Raw genomic sequence first — 22,244 nt, 5'->3', positions numbered from 1 at the left:
GTTGACTAGGATTTAACCCGCCTACATATTGCGCACATGACCTATGCCATTACTTTTTATGAGCCGATCTAAACATTAGGTTATACTAGCGTTACCGTCTAAAAAATGTCTTTGCCTGCCGTCACTTGCTCGCGCGCCGTCGCGATGCAGGGCCGAATTGCCGTCCATACCCACGTCCCGCATCTTGAGTCCCGATGGCAATGCCCCGATAATGCCATCACCTCAGGAGACGCCGTCATGCCCGCCGTCACGATCCGCAACCTCTCCGACGCAACGCATCGCGCGTTGAAGGCGCGCGCCGCGCAGCACGGCCGCAGCACCGAGGCAGAAATGCGCGCCATCCTCGAAACCGCGGTACATCCACCGGCCCGCGTCCGGCTCGGCACCCTGCTCGCCGCGATCGGCCGCGACGCGGACCTGACCGAGGCCGAGGCCGAGCGTTTCGCCCGTCTGCGCGAGACGACGCCGGTCGAGCCGCTGCGCTTCGAATGATCCTGCTCGATACCAACGTCGTCTCCGAACCGTGGAAGCCCGCCCCCGACCCGCGCGTGTCGGCATGGCTCGACGCGCAGGCGATCGAAACGGTCTATCTGTCGGCGGTGACCTTCGCCGAACTGCGCTTCGGCATCGCCGCCATGCCGCCGGGCAAGCGACGCGACACGCTCGGTCACCGGCTCGAACACGAGGTGCTGCCGCTGTTCGCCGGCCGCGTGCTCGCCTTCGACCTCGATGCGTCCCGCGCCTATGCAGACCGCATGGCTGCCGCCCGCCGCGGCGGTACGCCGATCGGGCTGGCGGACGGCTATATCGCCGCGATCGCCGCGACCCATGGCCTCGTCGTCGCCAGCCGCGATACGGGTCCTTTCGTGGCCGCGGGACTGGCGGTCATCGATCCGTGGCAGGCGACCCCCTGACCCCACAAAAACGTCAGCCTTCCCCACCAATTGCCCGCCCCCTCTTGCACCGCGCCTCCGACCCTGCGACGGAAGCTCCAAAGCCGACCAAAGCGGCACGAAGGAGCGAGGATGCGTACCATCGATCATCTCATCGTCGGATCGGCCGGCGGTGATGCCACGCGCTACGGCGACGTGTTCGATCCCAACAGCGGCGAGATCCAGGCGCGCGTGCCGCTCGGCACCGCGGCCGATCTCGACCGTGCCGTCGCGGCGGCGCAGGCCGCGCAGCCCGGCTGGGCCGCCACCAATCCGCAGCGCCGCGCCCGCGTCATGTTCCGCTTCAAGGAACTGGTCGAGGCGAACATGGACGCGCTCGCGCATCTGCTCTCCTCCGAACACGGCAAGGTGATCGCCGATTCGAAGGGCGACATCCAGCGCGGGCTCGAGGTGATCGAATTCTGCTGCGGCATCCCGCACATCCTCAAGGGCGAATATACGCAAGGGGCAGGCCCCGGCATCGACGTCTATTCGATGCGCCAGCCGCTCGGCATCGGCGCGGGGATCACCCCGTTCAACTTCCCGGCGATGATCCCGATGTGGATGTTCGGCGTCGCCATCGCCACCGGCAACGCCTTCCTGCTCAAGCCCTCCGAGCGCGATCCGTCGGTGCCGGTGCGGCTGGCCGAACTGATGCGGGAGGCGGGCGCGCCCGAGGGCATCCTGCAGGTCGTCCATGGCGACAAGGCGATGGTCGACGCGATCCTCGATCACCCCGCGATCAGCGCGGTCAGCTTCGTCGGGTCGAGCGACATCGCGCATTACGTCTACCGCCGCGGTGTCGAGGCGGGCAAGCGGGTGCAGGCGATGGGCGGCGCCAAGAACCACGGCATCGTCATGCCCGACGCCGACCTCGACCAGGTCGTCGCCGATCTGTCGGGCGCGGCCTTCGGCTCGGCGGGCGAGCGCTGCATGGCGCTCCCAGTGGTGGTGCCGGTCGGCGACAAGACCGCGGACGCGCTGCGCGAGAAACTGATCCCGGCGATCGCCGCGCTGCGCGTCGGCGTGTCGACCGATGCGCAGGCGCATTACGGCCCGGTGGTCAACGCCGCGCACAAGCAGCGCGTCGAGAACTGGATCCAGACCGGCGTCGACGAGGGCGCCGAACTGGTCGTCGACGGCCGCGGCTTCACGCTGCAGGGGCATGAGAAGGGCTTCTTCGTCGGCCCGACCTTGTTCGACCACGTCACGCCCGACATGTCGGCGTATAAGGAAGAGATCTTCGGTCCCGTCCTCCAGATCGTCCGCGCGCCCGATTTCGAGACCGCGGTGCGGCTGCCGAGCGAGCATCAGTACGGCAACGGCGTCGCGATCTTCACCCGCAACGGCCATGCCGCGCGCGAGTTCGCGGCGCGGGTCAATGTCGGGATGGTCGGGATCAACGTGCCGATCCCGGTGCCGGTCGCCTATCACAGCTTCGGCGGCTGGAAGCGCAGCGCGTTCGGCGACACCAACCAGCACGGCATGGAAGGCGTCAAATTCTGGACCAAGGTCAAGACGGTGACGCAGCGCTGGCCCGACGGCTCGGCGCTCCCCGGCGGCAGCGAGGATGGCGGGCCGAGCCGCATCCAGGATGCCTTCGTCATCCCGACGATGGGCTGACCGGCATGCGCAGCACGATCCTCCTCGCCGCCGCGCTCGGTCTCGCCGCCTGTTCGGGCGGCGAATCGGCCAACAACGAATCGTCGGGCGGCAGCGCCGCGGTCGAGCCGACGCCAAACGACCTCACCGTCGATCCGCAGAACAGCGTCGTGCCGATCCCCGCGGTCAGCCCCTCGCCGATCGCCGCGATCCCCGGCGGCTTCCAGGGCCATTGGGGCATGGTGTCGGGCGATTGCGACCCGGCGAGCGGTGCCGACAAGGGCACGCTGACCATCGCCGGCAACCGCCTGTCCTTCTTCGAATCGCGCGGCACCGCAGCCACGATCCGCCAGACCCGCCCGGACCAGATCGCCTTCGACCTGCCGATGAGCGGCGAGGGCATGACCTGGTCCGAACCGACCACGCTCACCCTGCTCGACGACGGCAAGACGCTGGTGCGCGAGGCCAAAGGCGACGCCAATCGCGCCGGCTCGTTCCGCTACAGCCGCTGCCCGGCCTGAGGATATCATGGAAAACCAGTTCGACCTGACCCCCCAATTTGATCTCACGGACGACCAGCGCGAGATCCAGGAGCTCGCGCGCCGTTTCACCGCCGACCGGATCACGCCGCATGCGGCGGAATGGGACGAGAAGCACATCTTCCCGCGCGACACGATCAAGGCGGCGGCCGAACTCGGCTTCGCCGCGATCTACGTGTCGGAGGAGAGCGGCGGCATCGCGCTCGGCCGGCTCGAGGCGGCGCTGATCATGGAGGCGATGGCCTATGGCTGCCCGTCGACCAGCGCGTTCGTCTCGATCCACAATATGGCGAGCTGGATGATCGACCGCTTCGGGTCGCAGGCGGTGAAGGACAAATATCTCCCCAGCCTCGTCACGATGGACCGGCTCGGCAGCTATTGCCTCACCGAACCCGGCTCGGGCAGCGACGCCGCCGCGCTGAAGACCAAGGCGGTCCGCGACGGCGATCATTATGTCGTCACCGGCTCGAAACAGTTCATCTCCGGCGCCGGCGAGAACGAGGTCTATGTGACGATGGTCCGCACCGGCGAGGAGGGGCCCAAGGGCATTTCGGCGCTGGTGATCGAGAAGGACATGGCCGGCGTGTCGTTCGGCGCCAACGAGCGCAAGCTCGGCTGGCATTCGCAGCCGACGCGGCAGGTGACGTTCGACAACGTCCGCGTGCCGGTGGCGAATCTGGTCGGCGCCGAGGGCGAGGGCTTCCGCATCGCGATGATGGGGCTCGACGGCGGCCGCCTCAACATCGGCGCGTGCAGCCTCGGCGGCGCGCAGCGCTGCCTCGACGAGGCGATCCGCTATACCAAGGACCGCAAGCAGTTCGGCACGGCGATCGCCGACTTCCAGAACACCCAATTCACCCTCGCCGACATGGCGACCGAGCTGGAGGCGGCGCGTGCGCTGCTCTACATGGCGGCGGCGAAGGTGACCGCCAACGCCCCCGACAAGACGCGCTTCGCGGCGATGGCCAAGCGGCTCGCCACCGATACCGGCAGCAGCGTCGTCGACCGCGCGCTGCAATTGCACGGCGGCTACGGCTATCTGATGGACTATCCGATCGAGCGCTTCTGGCGCGACCTGCGCGTCCATTCGATCCTCGAAGGCACCAACCAGGTGATGCGGATGATCGTCGGCCGCGACCTGATCCGGCAATAGGAGAGAGACATGGCACGCGTCGCCTTCATCGGCCTCGGCAACATGGGCGGCGGCATGGCCGCCAACCTCGCGAAGCACGGCCATGACGTCCGCGCCTTCGACCTCAGCGCCGCGGCGCTCGACAAGGCGCAGGCGGCCGGCTGCCTGCCCGTCGCCGGCGCTGCCGAGGCGGTCGCGGGTGCCGAGGCGATCGTCACCATGCTGCCCGCCGGCGCGCATGTCGAAAGCGTCTATGCCGATGCGGTGTTCGGCCACGCCGAGCCGTCCGCGATCCTGATCGACTGTTCGACGATCGACGTCGCCACCGCGCGCCGCGTCGCCGGGACCGCGGCGGCCAAGGGCCTCGCCGCGGTCGACGCACCGGTGTCGGGCGGGATCGGCGCCGCCAATGCCGGCACGCTCACCTTCATGGTCGGCGGTCCCGACGATGCGTTCGAGCGCGCGCGCCCGTTCCTCGCCGACATGGGCAAGGCGGTGATCCACGCCGGCGCGAGCGGCGCCGGCCAGGCCGCCAAGATGGCCAACAACATGCTGCTCGGCGCGACGATGATCGCGACCTGCGAGGCGTTCCGGCTCGCCGAACGGCTGGGGCTCGACGCGCAGACCTTCTACGACATCTCGTCGGTCAGTTCGGGCCAGAGCTGGTCGATGACGAGCTATTGCCCCCTCCCCGGCGTCGGGCCGGAGACGCCCGCCGACCACGATTACCAGGGCGGGTTCGCTGCGGCGCTGATGCTCAAGGACCTGCGGCTGGCGATGCAGGCGGCCGAAGGTGCGGGCGCGGCGACGCCACTCGGCGCGCATGCGACCGCCTTGTACGAGGCGTTCGTCGCCGCCGGGAACGGCGGAACGGATTTCTCGGGGATCATCCGGACGCTGTGATGCGCGGAGGGGCGGCGTCCCCTTCCAATCACTCCGCTCTCATTGTCATCCCCGCGGAGGCGGGGATCCATATACGCTGACCCCGCGGCTCAAGCGAAGACCCGCGCGTCTGGATCCCCGCCTCCGCGGGGATGACGGTGGAGAGGCGCGCACCCCCGCCCTTATCGTCATCCCGGCGAAAGCCGGGACCCATGGACGCGCGCGGTGGATGGCAGCACGCACCACTGGCCGCACCGTAACCATGGGTCCCGGCCTGCGCCGGGATGACGAAGGGGGCTACCCCCCAAACCTCAATCCTCGCCCCGCCCACGCCGCCCGCGGCGCACCGCGCCCACCGCGGCGGACCACAGCAACGTCTCGCCGCCCGCATAGCCCAGCCCGAGGTGCGCCGGCCGCGCCGCCAGCACGTCGCGCAGCCGCACCGCGCCCGAGCGCAGCCCCGCCCGCCCGATCCGCGCCCAGCGCCGCGCCGTCTCCCAGCGGATCAGCTTGCGGCTCTCCGCATCGGGCCGCTCCTGCGCGAGGAACGCCGCCTGCAACGTCGCGATTCCCGCGCCCAGCCGCTGCAGCGTCGCGCGGTCGGGCACCGGCACGCCGCCCATATTGTGCAGCACCAGCAGCCGCGCCATCGCCGCCGCCTCCTCGACGCCGAGCACCCCCGCATGCCGCTCGGCCAGCACCCGCATCGCCGAATCGCGCATCGTGTCGGTGAACCGTTTCGAGGCGCCGCCGGCATGCTGGCGATAGCGCAGCAGCGGCACGTCGATCCGCGCGATCCGTCCGAATGCGCCGACGCGGTGATACAGGTCGAAATCCTCGGCATAGAGTATCTCGGGCCGGGTGAACGGATCGAGCGTCCGCGCCACCTCGGCACGCACCATCACCGTCGACCAGACCAGCGGATTCTCGATCCAGCTCAGCCACGCGATCAGCTCGGGCGTGGTATGCGGCGCATAGTGCATCGCCGAGACCTTGCCGTCGCGCAACTGCTCCGCCTGCGTGCCGACAAGCACCACGTCGGGATGCGCGTCGAGATAGGCGACCTGCCGCGCCAGCCGCTCGGGCAAACAGAGGTCATCCTGGTCGAGCCCGGCGATGAACCGCCCGCGCGCCGCGGCGACGCCGCGGTTGCGCGTGCGCACCGGCCCGCCGTTGACCTCATTCTCGATCAGCCGCACGCGCGGGTCGGGCCAGCCGCGTACCAATTCGCGGGTGCCGTCGCTCGAGCGATCGTCGACGACGATCGCCTCCCACGCCGCCAGCGTCTGCGCGGCGAGCGACTCCAGCGTCGCGCCGATGAACGCCTCGCCGTTATAGCCGGGGATGACGACCGAGACGACCGGCGTGGTCATGCCGCCTCTTGCGCCTCCCGGTCGAGCAGCTGGTCGACAATCATCTGGCCGACGTCGTTCTGCCACAGCCACAGGCCGTTGGCCTGGCCACGGAAGCTCGCCTCGCCGCCCAGCCGGCCCCACGGCACGAAGCCCGCCGACAGGCCGATGCCATAGGCGCCCGGCACCGGCCGGTCCTGTGCGTCGAGGATGCGGCAATGGCGATCGACCATCGGCCGGCCGGCATGATGCGCCAGCGCCAGCGGCGCGCCGTCGACGCCGAGCAGCGGCACCGCGCGCGGCCGGTAGCCGAGCGCGCCGATCACCAGATCCGCCTCCGCGATGATCGCCCGCGCCGCCGCATCCTCGTCGCCGGCGATACGGTGCGAGGCGACGCGCGGATCGGGCGTGCGCCCGCCGAGCGACAGCATGCGCAGCACCAGTTCGCGCGATTCGAGCCGCAGCCCGGCGAGCCGCAGCACGAAGCCGCTGACCGGGCAGATGTCGTTGTCGTCGAAATCGTGGAAGCCGTCGGCATGCGCCGCGGCGACGTTGGGATAGAAGGGCTTGAGCGGCTGGCGATGCAGCAGCGTCACCGCCCCCGCCCCGAAGGCGAAGCCCGGCTGGCTCTTGAGCAGCAGCACCGCCGCGGCGATCGCGCTGGTCGAGGCGCCGATGATCGCGACCCGCGGCGACGGGATGCCGCGCAGCCGCTCGTGCACCTGCTCGACCCCGCCGAGCCGCAGCACCGTATCGGAGCGGATCAGCCGCTCGCCCGCCAGCGCGCCGAGCGCGACGCCGGCGACGCGCTTGGCGGCGACCTGGTCGTCGGTCTGCACCCCGCCGGTCGCGACCACGACGTTGCGCGACACCAGCACGCGCGTGACGCCCGCACCGTCGCTGACCGTCGTCTGCCAGCGGCCATCGGCAGTGCGCTGCACGCGCTGCGCCGCATGGCCGGTCAGCACCGCGCCGCCGTGCCGCAAGACGATGTCGCGCAGCCGGTCCGCGGTCGCCGACAGCAGCGGCGCGGTATCGACCAATGGCGCGCCGAGTTCGGCGACGTAGCGGCCCATCAATTGCCCGGCGGGGTGATGCTCCAGCTCGGCGAGTTCGGGATGCGGATTGTTCTTCACCGCCGACAGGAAGGTCTCGGCGGTGGTGTCCGAGCGGATCGCATAGGCGCCGAGCTCGCCGGCGCCCATCCGCGCCCTCTGCTCGACGATCGCGAACCCCGCCTCGACCAGCGGCGCCAATTTGCCCTGTTTGCTCGCCGAGGTCAGCATCGCGGTGCCGGCGGGGCCGCCGCCGATCACCACCGTCGTCAGATCCTGCATCGCCGTCCCCATCCGCCGCGTCGCGCCGGCCGCGGTCACCCGCGCGACCGCGCCCGCCAGCCGCGCGGCGATCACCGGCGCGTCGGCGGGGGTCATCGCATCGGTGATCGGCAGGCTCAGCATGCGGCCGCCGATCGCGTCGGCGACCGGCGTCGGCTCGATCAGCGCGGTGTCGCGGAACAGCGGCTGTTCGCCGAGGTGCGGGCTGAAATACTGGCCGACGCCGACGCCGTCCGCGGCGAGCGCCGCGACGATCGCGTCGCGCTGTCCCGCCAGCTCGGGCGGCAGCAGCACCGGCATGAACTGCGTCGCCTGCCGCCGCCCCGACGGCCGCTGCATCGCGAAGCCGGGCAGCGCGGCGCGATAGGCGGCGTCGATCGCGGCGCGATGGTCGCACACCGCATCGATCTCGGCGAGCTTGGCGCGCGCCATCAGCGCGATCACCTCGGGCAATTTGGCGTTGATGCCGGGCAGCGTCGCGCTGCGCCCGCGTTCGAAACCGAAATTGATCATGCCGCGCAACTGGTCGATCCGGGCGACGTCGCCGCTGTGGATCAGCCCGCCCTCCGCGACCGAGAAGGTCTTGGTGGCGTGCATCGAATAGACGAGCGTGAACGGCGCGCCGCTGCCGAACCCGCGCCCGTCGCCGTCGCGCGTGCCGAGCGACGCCGCCGCATCGATTACCACGCCGACGCCGTGACGGTCGGCGAGCCAGGCATAGCGGTCGAGGTCGATCGCGGTGCCGAACGTCGCATAGGGCACGATGACGCCGATCCGCGCGCCGTACCGCGCGAGCAGCGCCTCCTCCTGCCGCGGATCGGCGGTCCAGCCGTCGGCCTCGATGTCGCAGATCAGCGGCGTCAGTCCCGCCCAGAGCGCCGCCTGCGCGGTCGCCGCGAAGGTCAGCGCCGGCATCAGCGCCAGCGTCCCCGGTCGCAGCTGCATCCCCGCGGCCTGCCGCAACGCGACGATCAGCCCCAGCGTGGCATTGCCGACCGCGAGGCAGGCGCCGGTGCCGCCGAACAGCCGCTCGGTCGCCTCCGCCTCGAACGCGCGCACCTCCGGCCCGTTGTTGCTGAACACGCCCGACGCCTCGATGCGGCGCAGGCCTTCGGTAAGCTCGCTCAGCCGCGGCGGCCGCGGCGCGATCAACGGAAATTCCATGAGATGCCGTCCTGACAATCGAACCGCGGAGGTACCCCACCCCCCCTAAGAACCGGTTAGCGCGCGTCATTCTCTACGCAGGGCGCAGTCGCGACCGACGATGGAATATCGTTCGGAGAAACGCTTCGCAACATTCCATTGACTGCCGAAGCAACCATTGCCATGGCAACGACATGGACTATTATTCCGAGTCGAACTTCACTCCGGGAAACTCGATCGGCTATCTCCTGCGCCGGTCGGAGCAGCTCGGCGCGGCCGTGCTCGAACCGATCTTCGTCGCCGCCGGCATCACCAAGACGCAGTGGAGCGCGCTCGCCGCCCTCCACTTCAACCGCGCGTCGACCTGCGCCGAGATCGCGCGCGACCTCTGTCACGACAAGGGTGCCACCACCCGGCTGGTCGACACGCTGGAGGAGCGCGGCTGGGTGATGCGCGACCGCGACGGCGGCGAGGATCGCCGCGTCGTCCGGCTCACCCTGACGCCCGCCGGCGAACACATCGCCGGCACCGTCCGCGATGCCGTCATCCGCGTCTGGAACCACTGGCTAAGTGATTGGGAGGAAAGGGATATTTTGGACCTGATCCGCCTCCTCCAGCGGCTCCGCGACACCGTCCAACAGACCCCCGACGAAGGCGTCTTTGCGTGAAGATAGCGAATTTATCCCCCGCCGCGCTGCTGCTGCTCGGCGCCTGCGCCATCCCGGCCAGCCCCCCCGCGGTCGCGCCCGTCGCGCCCCCGACGCTCGGCCTCACCGGCGCCGCGACCCCGGCGATCGCCGACGATTGGTGGACCGGCTTCGGCGACCCGCAGCTCGACCGGCTCGTCGCCGATGCGACCGCGGGCAATCCGACGCTCGACGCCGCGCTCGCCCGCATCGCCCAGGCGCAGGCGGTGCTCTCCAGCCGCCGCGCCGACACCGGCCCCGACGTGACGCTCGACGCCAACGAGCAGCTCCAGCGCCTGTCCGGCCGCTACATCATCCCGCCGCCCTATGGCGGCTCGGTCCGCTTCGTCGGTCAGGCGCAGGCCAATCTCACCTGGAACCTCGATTTGTTCGGGCGGCAGAAGGCGGCGATCACCGGCGCCCGCGCCTCGGCGCGCGCCGCCGCGCTCGATCTCGCCGCCGCGCGCCTCGCGATCGCCGGCTCGGTCGCGCAGACCTATATCGACCTCGCCCGCGCCGAGGCGGAGGCGACGATCGCCCGCCGCACGATCGCGACGCGGCAGGACTCGCTGCGCCTCGTCAACATCCGCATCCGCAACCGGCTCGCCAGCAATCTGCAGGCGACCGCGGCGCAGACGCTGCTGGCGCAGGCGCAGACCGCGTTGGTCCGTGCCGACGGCGCCCGCGCGCTCGCGACCAACGCGCTCGCCGCGCTCGCCGGGCGCGGCCCCGATTATGCCGCGGCGATCCGCCCGGCGACGCTGCGCCTCGACGCGGCGCTGCCGCTGCCCGCGCAGGTCCCCGCCGACCTGCTCGCCCGCCGCCCGGACATCGCTGCGGCGCAGGCGCGGATCGAGGCCGCCGCCGCCGGCCGCCAGGTCGCCCGCCGCGCTTTCTATCCCAACGTCAACCTCACCGCGCTCGCCGGTTTCCAGGCGATCGGGCTCGGCAATCTGGTCAGCCTCGATGCCGGCACCGCCGGCGCCGGGCCTGCGATCCACCTGCCCTTGTTCGACAACGGCCGGTTGAAGGCCGACCTCGCCGGCGCGACCGCGGCGCTCGATCTCGCCACCGCCGACTATAACGACCGCGTCATCGGCGCGGTGCGCGACGCGGCGGACGCGATCGCGCTCGTCGCCAATCTCGGCGAACAGCGCGCCCGCACCGCAGAGGTCGTCCGCGGCTTCGGCGAGACCAACCGCCTCAACGCGATCCGCGTCTCGAGCGGGCTCGATAGCAAGCTCGACCTCGTCGACAACGACGTCCGCCTGCTCGATGCGGAACTGACGCAAGCCAATCTCGTCGCCGATGCGGCCCGCCAGCGCGTCGCGCTGGTGCTGGCGCTCGGCGGCGGCTTCTCCTCCTCCCAGGAACCCCGCCGATGACCGACACGCAAGCCCCAACGCCCCAACCCGCGAGCGCCGGCGGCAAGCCGCGCACGCGTCGCCGCGGCTTCCTGATCCTCGCCGTGATCGTCGTGATCGCGCTGATCGTCTGGGCGGTCTTCCACTTCCTGCTCGCCAAGCCCGAACAGGAGACCGACGACGCCTATGTCGCCGGCGACGTCGTCGCGATCACCGCGCGCGATCCCGGCCAGATCACCGCGATCCATGCCGACAATACGCAGACGGTGAAGGCCGGCGCGCCGCTGCTCGACCTCGATCCCGCCACCGCCGACGTCGCGCTCGCCTCTGCCGAGGCGGAACTCGCCCGCGCCGTCCGCTCGACCCGCGCCGACATCAGCAAGGTCAGCGAGAGCGGCGCCGCCGTCGTTCAGGCGCAGGCGCAGCTCTCCGCCGCCACCGCCGATTACGCGCGCCGGCAGGGCGCCGCGGCGCAGGGCGCGATCTCGGGCGAGGAACTCGCGCATGCCGCCGACGCGGTGAAGGTCGCGCGTGCCAACCTCAACCTCGCGCGCAGCCAGCAGGCGCAGTCGCGCTCGACGGTCCAGGGCACCGACACCACCACCAACCCGGCGGTGCTCGCCGCCGCCGCCGCCTATCGCCGCGCCGCGATCACGCGCAGCCACATGCATATCGTCGCGCCGATCGACGGCGTCGTCGCGCAGCGCACCGTGCAGATCGGCCAGCAGGTCGCCGCCGGCACGCCGCTGATGGCGGTGGTGCCGCTCGCCAAGGTGTGGGTCGACGCCAATTTCCGCGAGACGCAGCTCAAGGACCTGCGCATCGGCCAGCCGGCGACAGTGACCGCCGACATGTACGGCGACGACGTGGTCTTCCACGGCCATGTCATCGGCGTCGGTGCCGGTTCGGGCAACGCCTTCGCGCTGCTGCCGCCGCAGAACGCCAGCGGCAACTGGATCAAGATCGTCCAGCGCGTGCCGGTGCGCATCGGCCTCGACCCGCGCGAGCTGACCCAGCATCCGCTGCGCGTCGGCCTGTCGGTCAACACGACGGTGGACACCGCCAACCGCTCGGGCGCGCTGCTCGGCAAGCCCGCGGCGCAGGCCTATGCCGGCGGCGGCGGCGATGGCCGCGACCCCGCGGTCGAGGCGCGCATCCGCCAGATCATCGCCGCCAATCGTTGACGCCCGCGTCGTCCTCACCCCTCGCCGCCTGCGGCGGAGGGTGAGGGCGAACCGATATCCCGGAAGATACGCTGATGGCCGCCCCCACCCAAGCCCAAGGCCCCGCCCCGCTCGTCGGCGGCCAGCGCGCGCTGATCGCCTTCGCGCTCGCGCTCGGCACGTTCATGATGGTGCTCGACAGCACGATCGCCAACGTGTCACTGCCGACGATCGCGGGCAATCTCGGCGTCTCGTCCGACAATTCGACCTGGGTGATCACCGCCTTCGCGGTCGCCAACGGCGTCGCGGTGCCGCTGACCGGCTGGCTGATGGGCCGGTTCGGCGTCGTGCGCACCTTCTGCACCGCGGTGGCGGCGTTCACCGTCGCCTCCTTCCTGTGCGGGATCGCCTGGGACCTGCCCTCGCTGATCGTCTTCCGCATCCTGCAAGGCGCCTGTTCGGGGCCGATGATGCCGGGCAGCCAGGCGCTGCTCATCTCGATCTTCCCGCCCGACAAGCGCTCCACCGCGCTCGGCGTGTGGTCGATGACGACGCTGGTCGGGCCGGTGATGGGGCCGATCCTCGGCGGCTATATCAGCGACAATTACCATTGGAGCTGGATCTTCCTGATCAACATCCCCTTCGGCATCTTCACGACGCTGATCTGCTGGAACGGATTGAAGAGCCGCGAGACGCCGACGCGCAAGCTGCCGATCGACACCGTCGGGCTGCTGCTGCTCGTCGTCTGGGTCGGCTCGCTGCAGATCATGCTCGATCTCGGCAAGAATGCCGACTGGTTCAACGACCCGGCGATCTGCGTGCTCGCCGTCGTGGCGGCGGTGGGCTTCGTCGCGTGGATCATCTGGGAACTGACCGACGCCAATCCCGCGGTCGACCTGTCGCTGTTCGCCAACCGCAATTTTGCGATCGGCACGCTCGCCTTCTGCCTCGGCTATGCGGTGTTCTTCGCCAACACGCTGATCCTGCCGCTCTGGTTGCAGACGCAGCTCGGCTATACCGCGACTTGGGCGGGGCTGATCGCGGCGCCGAGCGGCGTCGTGGCGGTGCTCATCTCGCCGCTCGCCGCCCGCCTGTCGGGCAAGGTCGACGCGCGCATCCTCGCGACGATCTCCTTCCTCGCCTTCGCCGTCTCATACTGGATGCGCTCCAACCTCGTCACCGGCGCGACGGTGTTCGACTTCATGGCGCCGCTGCTGGTGCAGGGGATCGCGATGAGCATCTTCTTCCTCGCGATGGTGACGATCCTGCTCGACGGCATCGCGCCACCGCGCATCCCCTCGGCGACCGGCATCTCGAACTTCGCCCGGATCGTCGCGGGATCGTTCGCCGCGTCGATCATCACCACCGCCTGGGACCGGCGCGAGGCGATCCACCAGAGCCGCCTCGCCGAGGCGATCGGGCAGGGCATGCCCTACCAGATGGCGAGCGAGGGCATCCAGAAACTCGGCGCTACCTCGACGCAGGCGGCGGCCGCGATCACGCGGCAGATGGTGGGGCAGGCGTATCTGCTCGCCTCGACCGACCTGTTCCGCGTCTCGGCGTGGCTGTGCGCGGCGATGGTGGTGATCGTCTGGTTCACGCGGCGTCCCAAGGGCGGCCACGGGCCGGTCGCGGCGGACTGATCGGCCGGGGCGCGGTTGACCGCCCCGGCCGCCTTGCCTACCTCTCGGGCCATGACCGCCCCCACCATCCTCCTGGTCGAGGACGATCCCGCCCTCCGCACCCTGACCACCAGAGCCTTGCAGGAAAACGGTTATCTCGTCCGTCCCGCCTCCGCCGCGCCCGAGATGTGGCTCGCGCTGGAGGCCGGGCCGGTCGACCTGATCCTGCTCGACATCATGCTCCCCGGCACCAGCGGCATCGACCTGTGCCGCGCGCTGCGCCAGAAGAGCGAGGTCCCGATCATCTTCATCAGCGCCAAGGGCAGCGAGACCGACCGCGTCGTCGGGCTCGAACTCGGCGCCGACGATTATATCGCCAAGCCGTTCGGCAGCCGCGAGCTGATCGCGCGCATCCGCGCAGTGCTGCGCCGCGGCCAGCTCGAACGCCGCCCCGGCGAGCGCGAGGAGGGCGTGTTGACCTTCGACGGCTGGCAGGTGACCTTGCCGCGGCGCGAGCTGACCTCGCCGACCGGCGCGGTGGTCGACCTGACCGGTGCGGAATTCGACCTGCTCGTCAGCCTCGCCGAACATGCCGGCCGCGTCATCGCGCGCGAACGGCTGATCGAGCTGTCGCGCACCCGGCTGGGCGACAGTTCGGACCGCAGCATCGACGTGCTGATCAGCCGCCTGCGCCGCAAATTGTCGAGCGCCGGCAAGGACGCGCCGATCATCACCGTGCGCGGCGTCGGCTATATGCTCAACACCGAGGTGACGCGCCGGTGACGGCTGGCGCCGCCATCTCCCATCTCTCCCCGTTCGCCCTGAGCCTGTCGAAGGGCTGGTCGCCCCAAACCCCGTCATCGCCTGCGGATCCCCGTGCTTCGACAGGCTCAGCACGAACGGGGAAGAGGGACAGGGCGCCTCGCCGATGAGACGCTTCGTCCGCCCCTCGATCGGCCTGATCGGCCAGATCGTCGCGATCCTGCTGCTGACGATGGTGATCGAATTCGGCGTCAGCACGATCCTCTACGAGCGTGCCAGCCAGTTTGCGGTGCGCGACGACGAGGCACGCCGCCTGGCGGAACATCTCGTCATCGCGCGCCGCCTCGTCGCCGAGCAGCCGCCCGAGCGCCGCGACGCGATGGCGGAGGACCTCACAACCGAACGCTACGCGCTTCATTGGCAGCGCAACCTGCCGCCGCCGCCGCCGATCGCACCGGCGCTCGACGGCATGCGCCATCAGGTGATCGAATGGGAACCGTCGCTCGCCGCCAGCGACCTGCGGCTGAAGCTCACCTCGCCGGGGCGCAGCTCGGTGGTCACCGGCGGGCTGCGGCTGCCCGACAATAGCTGGCTCTATTTCCGCACACTCGAGCCGCTGCACAATCTCGAACTCGCTACCGAGCGCATCCTGCTCGCGCTGATCCCGGCGCTGGCGCTGATGGTGATCGGCGGACTGCTGATCCGCCGCGCGCTCAGGCCGATGCGCCAGCTCGCGATCGCCGCCGACACGCTCGGCGACGCCGAACACGATCCGATCCCCGAGGCGGGGCCGGGCGAGGTGCGCCGCGTCGTCGCCGCGTTCAACCGGATGGCGGCGCGCATCCAGCGGCTGATCGTCGACCGCACACAGGCGCTCGCCGCGGTCGGCCACGATCTGCGCACGCCGCTGCACCGGCTGAAACTGCGCGCCGACGCGGTGGAGGACGAGACGACCCGCGCGGCGATCCAGCGCGATATCGGCGAGATGGAGGCGATGGTGAATTCGCTGCTCGCCTTCCTTGGAGGCGGCAGCGATCCCGAGGCCCCGGTGCTGACCGACGTCGCGGTGCTCTGCGCGACGCTGATCGACGATGTCGAGGACCGCGGCCTGCCCGGCGTCTACGACGGACCGTCGCATTGCGAGGTCACCGTCCGTCCGGTCGCGCTGAAACGCGCGCTGGGCAATCTGATCGAGAATGCGCTCCATTATGCCGGCAACGTCGTACTGCGGCTGGAAAGCGAACCCGCCGGCGTGACGATGATCGTCGAGGACGACGGCGCCGGCATTCCGGAAGACCAGCTGCGCCGCGTGCTCGAACCCTTCGTCCGGCTCGATACGTCGCGACCGCGCGACACGGTCGGTTTCGGTCTCGGCCTGCCGATCGTCGGCCGCATCGTCGAGGCGGAGGGCGGCGTGCTGACGCTCGCGAACCGCCCCGAAGGCGGCCTGCACGCCGCGATCTTCCTGCCGCGGTGATCCCAACCGTTTCATCATCCTGACGTGAGCCGGGATGAAGGTTTGCGAAAGTGTTCCCCGGCAACACTTTAAAACACGCGCGCCGCGCCCCGGCAAATTCGTTTCGGTACTGTTTCCGATGGTCCGGCTTCCGCCGCGACCGGGAGGATAGCCCCGTGAACGAGCTGCTCGGACGCGTCGTGAGTTTCGGCAAGACGGTCTTCCACGGCCAGCATGCGCTCTATTCGACGCTGGCGCAGGGGCAGAGCCCCAAGGCGCTGATGATCTCCTGTGCCGATTCACGGATCGTGCCGGAACATATCATGCAGGCGCAGCCGGGCGACCTGTTCGTCTGCCGCAACGCCGGCAACATCGTTCCGCCGTTCGCGCTGCAGACCGGCGGCGTCTCCGCCACGGTCGAATATGCGGTCGCGGTGCTCGGCGTCCACGACATCATCGTCTGTGGCCATTCCGATTGCGGCGCGATGAAAGGCCTTGCCGGCGATCCCGCCGCGCTCGCCGCGATTCCAACCGTCGCCAACTGGCTGAAACATGGCGCCGCCGCGCGCCAGATCGTCGACCAGACCTATCCCGACCTCACCGATGCCGAGCGCATCCGCGCGCTCAGCCTCGAAAATGTCGTCGCGCAGCTCGCGCATCTGCGCACCCACCCCTCGGTCGCCGCGGGCATCGCACAGGGCAAGATCGCGCTGCACGGCTGGTTCATCGACATTCACGACGGCACCGTGCTGGCGCTCGACGGCATCACCGGCCGCTTCCGACCGCTCGACGAAGGCGGCGATTTCCCCGTTGCCCAGCCCGCCGCGCCGCGCCAGGCCTCCGACGTCGAATTCCTGGCGGCCGCGGAATGAGCAACCTCCGCGCCCTGCTGCCGAGCGGCCCGGTCATCACGCGTGACCTCACCGCCTCGATCGTCGTCTTCCTCGTCGCCATGCCGTTGTGCATGGGAATCGCGGTCGCCTCCGGCGTGCCGGCGGAAAAGGGCCTCATCACCGGCATCATCGGCGGCATCGTCGTCGGTGCGCTCGCCGGATCGCCATTGCAGGTCAGCGGCCCCGCGGCCGGCCTCGCCGTCGTCGTGTTCGAGCTGGTCCGCGATCAGGGCCTGTCCGCGCTCGGCCCGATCCTCGTCCTTGCCGGTCTGATCCAGGTCGTCGCCGGCATCGCCCGCCTCGGCGGCTGGTTCCGCGCCATCTCGCCGGCGGTCGTCCACGGCATGCTCGCCGGGATCGGCGTGCTGATCGTCGTCGGCCAGTTCCACGTGCTGTTCGACGCCAAGCCGCTGCCCAGCGGCCTCCAGAACCTCGCTGCCGCACCCGGCCGGCTGTTCGGCCTGTCGCCGAGCAATATCGAAGCGACCGAGATCGCGTTCGCCGTCGGCATGCTGACCATCGCGGCGATGCTGTGCTGGGAGAAATTCCGCCCCGCCTCGCTGCGCCTCGTTCCCGGCGCGCTGGTCGGCGTGCTCACCGGCACGTTCGTCGCGCTCGGCTTTGACCTCGACGTCGCACGGGTCAACGTCCCCGAATCGATCGCCGGCGCAGTCAGCTTCCCCGGCGTCGGCATGGTCGCCAAATGGGCCGATCCGTCGATCCTCGCCGCCGCACTCGCCATCGCCTTCATCGCCAGCGCCGAGACGTTGCTGTCCGCCGCCGCGGTCGATCGCATGCACGACGGCGTGCGCACCAACTACAACAAGGAACTGCGCGCGCAGGGCATCGGCAACCTGCTCTGCGGCCTCGCCGGCGCGCTGCCGATGACCGGCGTCATCGTCCGCTCCTCGGCGAACGTCCAGGCCGGCGCGACCACGCGTATGTCGACGATCTTCCACGGCATCTGGATCCTCGGCTTCGTCGCGCTGCTGCCCTGGGTGCTGCGCGAGATCCCGATGGCGGCGCTCGGCGCGATCCTCGTCATCACCGGCTGGCGGCTGGTCAGCCTCGCCCATGCCCGCCACCTCCTCTCGCATTACGGCCCGCTGCCGGCGCTCATCTGGCTGGCGACGTTGGTCACCGTCGTGGTCGAGGATCTGCTGACCGGCGTGCTGGTCGGCATAGGCCTCTCGATGCTCGAACTGGTGCCGCATCTCAAGCGGCTCGGCCTCAAGGTGTCGGAAGGGCCGCAGGGCGGCGCGCATGCGATCAACCTGTCGGGTGCGGCGACCTTCGTGTCGCTGCCGAAACTGTCGGACACGCTGGAGCGTGCACCTGCCGGCATGCCGGTGCGGCTCGACGTCACCGGACTGTCGACCGTCGATCATACCTGCGCCGAGCTGATCAAGGACTGGTTCCAGCGCCGCCGCGCCGCGGGCGACGTCGTCGAGCTGCTCGGCGCACGTGGCAAGACTGCCGCACTCGCCCACTGAACCCCGCCCAGCAATGTTTCGTTACATAAAAGAAGCTTTTTGGCCATAATGCTGCGGTAGCGAATGGGCGTCAGGGAAAGACTGGTGCCCGTCCGCCACCGCGGAGCGAGCGCGCCGGCGGCCCGGACGCAGGAGGGACCCATCCAGTCGAAAGGGGTCCCATGAAATATACTCTGCTCGCGGCCGCGACGCTCGCCGCCGTCACCGCCCTCCCCGCCGTCGCGCAGGAGACCGCACCGCCCAAGCCGGTCACCGTCACCGGCAGCGTCGCGCTCGTCTCCGACTATCGGCTGCGCGGCGTCTCGCAAACCGACAAGGAAATGGCGGTCCAGGGCGGCATCACCGTCGCGCATGAAAGCGGCCTCTACGGCGGCATCTGGGCGTCGAATCTCGCCGGCTGGGGCACGTTCGGCGGCTCGAACATGGAGCTCGACCTGATCGGCGGCTACAAGCATGCGGTCGGCGGCGGCGCGATCGACGTCGGCCTGACCTGGTACATGTATCCGGGCGGCGCGTCGAAGACCGACTTCGCCGAACCCTATGCGAAATTGTCGGGCACGATCGGCCCGGTCAACCTGCTCGCCGGCGTGGCCTATGCACCCAAGCAGCAGGCGCTTGGCAAATGGTACAACAGCGGTGCCTCGGCGCAGACCGGCATCTACGACAATCCCGGCAAGAAGAACGACAACCTCTATCTGTGGGGCGACTTCGCCAGCGCGATCCCGACCACGCCGCTGACCGCCAAAGCGCATATCGGCTATTCGAAGGGCAATTCGGGCCTCGGCCCCAACGGCACCTCGGCGGCGCCGACCGGCGAATATTGGGACTGGCTGCTCGGCGCCGATTACGCGATCAAGGGCACGCCGCTGACGCTCGGCGTCGCCTATGTGGATACCGACATCACCAAGCGGCAGGCGGCCTATCTCCAGCCGAACTTCTCCTCGACCAAGAACGGCAGCAGCATCGCGGCGAGCCAGGTCGTGTTCGCGGTAACCGCGGCGTTCTGACGAACCGCGAAATCCTCCCCCGCCAGGGAGGGGGACCGCCACGCGCTAGCGTGGTGGTGGAGGGGGAGGATACGGCGCACTATAAAGTTGCTCCACCCTGTCCTCCCCTTCCGTCACGCCCTGCGGGCGTGCCACCTCCCCCTGGCGGGGGAGGAATTTGGCGATGGAACCACTCCCCCATCCCCGCGCTAACGCCATCATGCACGATGCGCTGATCTTCACCCCCGACCATGTCGATCTCACCCGCTCGCCGCTGCGCCGCGGGATCGCCGAGCCGACCTATGTGCTCGGCGCGTTCAACCCGGGCTTCACGCGGCTGCCCAACGGCAACCTGCTGCTGATGGTTCGCATCGCCGAGGCGCTGTCGGAGCCGGTCCGCGACGGCCACGTCCATGCGATCCGCTGGACCCCCGCAGGCTACGTCCTCGACGCCTGGCCACTGGAACAGGTCGACATGACCGATCCGCGCCAGTTCGAGCTCAAGGGCAGCCGCCATCGCATCCTCGCGCTCACCTCGCTGTCGTGGCTCCTCCCCGTCGAGCTCGATCCCGCGGGCGAGCGGATCGTCGCGATCCATTACGACGCGGCGATCGAACCCGCCGCCGGCTACCAATGCTACGGGGTCGAGGACGCGCGGATCACCCGCATCGGCGATATCTGGTACATGACCACCTGTTCGGTCGGGGCCGAGCGGCATTGCACCACGCTCCACACCTCGCGCGACGGGCTGCACTATCGGCTGGAGGGGATCGTCCTCGACCACCAGAACAAGGACATGATCCTGTTCGAGGGGCGGGTCGGCGACCGATTCATGGCACTGACCCGCCCGCTCGGCGAGGTCTATTTCGCCTATCCGCCCAACAGCCCCTGGGTCGGCGGCCCGTCGATCAATTTCGCGCAGAGTCCCGATACGCTGCACTGGAAACCGCTCGACGCCCCCGGCTTGCGCGCGCGCAAGGGCTCGCGATCCGCGATGAAGATCGGCGGCGGCACCCAGCCGGTGCTCACCCGCGACGGCTGGCTGATGATCTATCACGGCGTCGAGGCGCGCGAGAGCGTCGGCATCTATCGCAGCTTCTGGGCGCTGCTCGATCGCGACGATCCCGCGCGCATCCTGCGCGTCGAGGACGACACGCCGCTGCTCGAGGCGAACCCGGCGCTCACCGCCCCGATCGCGCATCAGATGTACCTGCCGACCCCGGTGGTGTTCTCGACCGGCTTGGTCGATACCGGCGACGATTATCTGATTGCCAGCGGCGAGGCCGATCTCGCCTGCCGCATGACCCGGCTGTCCAAGGGGATGTTCGCATGACGTGGTGGCGGACGGGGACGATCTACCAGATCTACCCGCGCTCGTTCCAGGACAGCGACGGCGACGGCGTCGGCGACCTCAAGGGGATCGAGGCGCGGCTCGACCATCTCGTCGCGCTCGGCGTCGATGCGGTGTGGATCTCGCCGATCTTCCCCTCGCCGATGCGCGACTTTGGCTATGACGTCGCCGATTATTGCGGGATCGACCCGCGCTTCGGCACGCTTGCCGATTTCGACAGCCTGCTCGCCGCCGCGCATGCGCGCGGGCTGAAGCTCCTGCTCGACTTCGTCCCCAACCACAGTTCGACCGACCATCCCTGGTTCCAGGAGAGCCGGTCGTCGCGCGACAATCCCAAGCGCGACTGGTACATCTGGCGCGATCCCGCCCCCGACGGCGGCCCGCCCAACAATTGGATCAGCGATTTCGGCGGCTCGGCGTGGGAATATGACGCCGCCACCGGCCAATATTACTACCACGCCTTCCTCAAGGAACAGGCCGACCTCAACTGGCGCAACCCCGATCTGCGCCGTGCGATGATGGACGCGTTGCGCTTCTGGTTCGACCGCGGCGTCGATGGCTTCCGCATCGACGTGCTCTGGCACATGGTAAAACACGCGGACTTTCCCAACAATCCCGCCAACCCCGACTATCGCGCCGGGATGGGCGAGATGCACGCGGTGCTCCAGCTCCATTCGACCGACCAGCCCGAGGTCCATGCCATCGCCGCCGAGATGCGCAGCATCGCGGACTCCTATCCCGGCGACCGCGTGCTGATCGGCGAGATCTATCTGCCGGTCGAGCGGCTGATGCACTATTACGGGCTCGACGCACCCGAAGTGCATCTGCCCTTCAATTTCCAGCTCATCGACGCGCGCTGGGACGCGCGTCATCTCGCCGGGCTGATCGCCGAATATGAAGCGGCGTTGCCGGCGGGGGGCTGGCCGAACTGGGTGCTCGGCAACCACGATCGCCCGCGCATCGCCAGCCGCGTCAAGGCCGCGCAGGCGCGCGTCGCGGCGGTGCTGCTGCTGACGCTGCGCGGTACGCCGACGCTCTATTACGGCGACGAGCTCGGCCTCGCCGACGTCGCCATCCCCGCGGCCCGCGTGCAGGACCCGCGCGAGCTGCGCGAACCCGGCCTCGGTCTCGGCCGCGATCCGGTGCGCACGCCGATGCCGTGGAACGCCAGCGCTTATGCCGGCTTCTCGACCGCCGAGCCGTGGCTGCCGCTCAACCCGGACTGGCCGACGCGTAACGTCGCGGCGCAGAGCGGCGATGCGCAATCTATGCTGGCGCTGCACCGCGACCTGCTCAACCTGCGCCGCAAGCATGAGGCGCTCGCGATCGGCGACTTCGCGCTGATCGAGGCGGCCGGCGACGTGCTCGCCTACGAACGCCGCCACGGCGACGAGCGGATCGTCGTCGCGCTCAACCTCGGCGCGACGCCGCAGCCGGTGACACTGCCGGCCGGCGACGTTCTGCTCGGCACCCTGCCGGGGCGCGGCGAGCCCGGCCTGCTGCGCCCCGACGAAGCTATCATCCTGCGCGTAACCCGCTAAGCCGGCGT

The 22,244-nt window shown here is 69.8% G+C and carries 19 protein-coding genes; 17 read left to right on the top strand and 2 right to left on the bottom strand.

Translation table 11 applies throughout. The features are described 5' to 3' along the window. Positions 1-237: 237 nt before the first annotated feature. From AC07UH_RS02710 to mmsB, 6 genes are all read left to right on the top strand, one after another. Positions 238-492, top strand: a complete 255-nt coding sequence (locus tag AC07UH_RS02710) for a FitA-like ribbon-helix-helix domain-containing protein (RefSeq protein WP_495179421.1) — start codon at positions 238-240, stop codon at positions 490-492. After that, on the top strand, positions 489-914 hold the full coding sequence (locus AC07UH_RS02705) for a type II toxin-antitoxin system VapC family toxin (protein ID WP_495179422.1): 426 nt from the start codon (positions 489-491) through the stop codon (positions 912-914). Before AC07UH_RS02710 ends, AC07UH_RS02705 begins: the two co-directional genes overlap by 4 nt. A 111-nt stretch (positions 915-1,025) precedes the next feature. After that, positions 1,026-2,555 (top strand): CoA-acylating methylmalonate-semialdehyde dehydrogenase, encoded by a 1,530-nt coding sequence (locus tag AC07UH_RS02700; protein WP_495179423.1) that lies wholly within the window; start codon positions 1,026-1,028, stop codon positions 2,553-2,555. A gap of 5 nt (positions 2,556-2,560) precedes the next feature. Next, complete coding sequence (locus AC07UH_RS02695) at positions 2,561-3,055, top strand: hypothetical protein (RefSeq protein ID WP_038663831.1); 495 nt, start codon at positions 2,561-2,563, stop codon at positions 3,053-3,055. 7 nt (positions 3,056-3,062) lie between these two features. Continuing rightward, complete coding sequence (locus AC07UH_RS02690) at positions 3,063-4,226, top strand: acyl-CoA dehydrogenase family protein (RefSeq protein ID WP_495179424.1); 1,164 nt, start codon at positions 3,063-3,065, stop codon at positions 4,224-4,226. A 9-nt stretch (positions 4,227-4,235) separates the two neighbouring features. Then, positions 4,236-5,108: a 3-hydroxyisobutyrate dehydrogenase gene (mmsB, locus tag AC07UH_RS02685; protein ID WP_495179425.1), complete on the top strand. Its 873-nt coding sequence runs from the start codon at positions 4,236-4,238 to the stop codon at positions 5,106-5,108. A 290-nt stretch (positions 5,109-5,398) separates the two neighbouring features. Here the strand turns inward: mmsB and AC07UH_RS02680 are convergent, their stop codons facing one another. Together AC07UH_RS02680 and AC07UH_RS02675 are read right to left on the bottom strand one after the other, a co-directional pair. After that, positions 5,399-6,460, bottom strand: a complete 1,062-nt coding sequence (locus tag AC07UH_RS02680; RefSeq protein ID WP_495179426.1) for a glycosyltransferase family 2 protein — start codon at positions 6,458-6,460, stop codon at positions 5,399-5,401. Next, positions 6,457-8,940: a DegT/DnrJ/EryC1/StrS family aminotransferase gene (locus AC07UH_RS02675; RefSeq protein ID WP_495179427.1), complete on the bottom strand. Its 2,484-nt coding sequence runs from the start codon at positions 8,938-8,940 to the stop codon at positions 6,457-6,459. The genes AC07UH_RS02680 and AC07UH_RS02675 overlap by 4 nt, the downstream gene beginning before the upstream one ends. 173 nt (positions 8,941-9,113) lie before the next feature. Between AC07UH_RS02675 and AC07UH_RS02670 the strand changes: the two genes are divergently transcribed. From AC07UH_RS02670 to AC07UH_RS02620, 11 genes are all read left to right on the top strand, one after another. Continuing rightward, positions 9,114-9,587 (top strand): MarR family winged helix-turn-helix transcriptional regulator, encoded by a 474-nt coding sequence (locus tag AC07UH_RS02670; protein WP_495179428.1) that lies wholly within the window; start codon positions 9,114-9,116, stop codon positions 9,585-9,587. Between the two features lie 2 nt (positions 9,588-9,589). Continuing rightward, positions 9,590-10,990, top strand: a complete 1,401-nt coding sequence (locus AC07UH_RS02665) for an efflux transporter outer membrane subunit (protein ID WP_495179797.1) — start codon at positions 9,590-9,592, stop codon at positions 10,988-10,990. After that, positions 10,987-12,153: an HlyD family secretion protein gene (locus AC07UH_RS02660; RefSeq protein ID WP_495179429.1), complete on the top strand. Its 1,167-nt coding sequence runs from the start codon at positions 10,987-10,989 to the stop codon at positions 12,151-12,153. The genes AC07UH_RS02665 and AC07UH_RS02660 overlap by 4 nt, the downstream gene beginning before the upstream one ends. 74 nt (positions 12,154-12,227) lie before the next feature. Beyond that, positions 12,228-13,775 carry a DHA2 family efflux MFS transporter permease subunit gene (locus AC07UH_RS02655; RefSeq protein ID WP_038663852.1) on the top strand — a complete coding sequence of 516 codons (1,548 nt, stop codon included), beginning with the start codon at positions 12,228-12,230 and terminating at the stop codon, positions 13,773-13,775. A 51-nt stretch (positions 13,776-13,826) separates the two neighbouring features. Then, positions 13,827-14,537: a response regulator gene (locus AC07UH_RS02650; protein ID WP_038663855.1), complete on the top strand. Its 711-nt coding sequence runs from the start codon at positions 13,827-13,829 to the stop codon at positions 14,535-14,537. Between the two features lie 145 nt (positions 14,538-14,682). Then, positions 14,683-15,993: an ATP-binding protein gene (locus AC07UH_RS02645; RefSeq protein WP_038663858.1), complete on the top strand. Its 1,311-nt coding sequence runs from the start codon at positions 14,683-14,685 to the stop codon at positions 15,991-15,993. Positions 15,994-16,148: 155 nt separating this feature from the next. Then, entirely contained in the window at positions 16,149-16,844 is a 696-nt protein-coding gene (locus AC07UH_RS02640) for a carbonic anhydrase (protein WP_038663861.1), read from the top strand. After that, the gene (locus AC07UH_RS02635) at positions 16,841-18,358 is read left to right on the top strand and encodes a SulP family inorganic anion transporter (RefSeq protein ID WP_038663865.1); all 1,518 of its coding nucleotides are present in this window, start codon (positions 16,841-16,843) and stop codon (positions 18,356-18,358) included. Before AC07UH_RS02640 ends, AC07UH_RS02635 begins: the two co-directional genes overlap by 4 nt. A 161-nt stretch (positions 18,359-18,519) precedes the next feature. After that, positions 18,520-19,365 (top strand): TorF family putative porin, encoded by an 846-nt coding sequence (locus AC07UH_RS02630; protein ID WP_495179430.1) that lies wholly within the window; start codon positions 18,520-18,522, stop codon positions 19,363-19,365. Between the two features lie 199 nt (positions 19,366-19,564). Further along, positions 19,565-20,677: a glycoside hydrolase family 130 protein gene (locus tag AC07UH_RS02625; RefSeq protein WP_495179431.1), complete on the top strand. Its 1,113-nt coding sequence runs from the start codon at positions 19,565-19,567 to the stop codon at positions 20,675-20,677. After that, positions 20,674-22,236 carry an alpha-amylase family glycosyl hydrolase gene (locus tag AC07UH_RS02620; RefSeq protein WP_495179432.1) on the top strand — a complete coding sequence of 521 codons (1,563 nt, stop codon included), beginning with the start codon at positions 20,674-20,676 and terminating at the stop codon, positions 22,234-22,236. Before AC07UH_RS02625 ends, AC07UH_RS02620 begins: the two co-directional genes overlap by 4 nt. Positions 22,237-22,244 lie beyond the last annotated feature (8 nt).

The sequence above is a fragment of the Sphingomonas sp. GW821-FHT04B01 genome (assembly GCF_059420425.1).
Note: the sequence above shows the minus strand (reverse complement) of the source record. Positions and strands in the feature narration are given on the sequence as shown.